Raw genomic sequence first — 839 nt, 5'->3', positions numbered from 1 at the left:
TGTCAAACTGGATTAATTCAAATGTTTCAGATATTATGAAACCCAATCCCACATAAAGTCAAACAGCCCCTCACCAAACACTACGCTTTTGACATATAATAAAAATATCTAAAGAGCCAGCCATGTATCTGACCCAACATACCGATTACGGATTGCGCGTATTGGTTTATACCGCCATCAACGACGATACCCTCGTCAATATCGGCACCATTGCCGAGACTTACAATATTTCCAAAAGCCATTTGATGAAAGTAGTTACCTCATTAGTCAAAGGCGGTTTTCTGGTCAGTGTGCGCGGCAAAGGCGGCGGTTTACGCTTGGCAGACAATCCTGAAAACATCAATATCGGTGCAGTTGTACGCCATCTTGAGCCGATGCAGGTTGTCGAATGCATGGGCGATAACAACGAATGCCTCATCACCCCATCCTGCCGACTGACCGGTATCATTACCGGCGCCATCAAAGCCTTCTTCAATCATTTAGATCAATACTCCCTGCAAGATCTTTTGGACAAACCAACCTACGACATACTCTATACCCCGCGTATCCCGATCAACGAAATACGCAGAATGGTTGATTAAATCTTCAGGCCGTCTGAAAAACAGTCCAGCTATATCGAAATAATCATCAGCCTCTCAATATAGAGGTATGTGGTATCACTCGGAAAAATAAAAAATGCCGTCTGAAATTAAGATTTTCAGACGGCATTGGTTTATAAAAAAACCCTGCAGTTTAAATAAACGACTTTCTTTTAATAGGTTAATTTTTTATACTAAATATGTTGAATATAAGACAATATAGAAAAACCCAAAATAAGAATAATCATAGCAACCGTAAAA

General features: G+C 40.2%; 1 protein-coding gene. It reads left to right on the top strand.

Going from position 1 to position 839, the window contains the following annotated elements; genetic code table 11:
* The first annotated feature begins 122 nt into the window (after window positions 1-122).
* Entirely contained in the window at window positions 123-581 is a 459-nt protein-coding gene (locus ACTHS3_RS16040) for an RrF2 family transcriptional regulator (RefSeq protein WP_070608546.1), read from the top strand.
* Window positions 582-839 lie beyond the last annotated feature (258 nt).

Source organism: Neisseria sp. P0009.S007 (assembly GCF_051962515.1).
This window is presented reverse-complemented; position numbering and strand designations above follow the sequence as displayed.

Bases quoted from the DNA above. Each gene is read 5' to 3' on its own strand.
- ACTHS3_RS16040 (WP_070608546.1), top strand. From the start codon at position 123: ATGTATCTGACCCAACATACCGATTACGGATTGCGCGTATTGGTTTAT.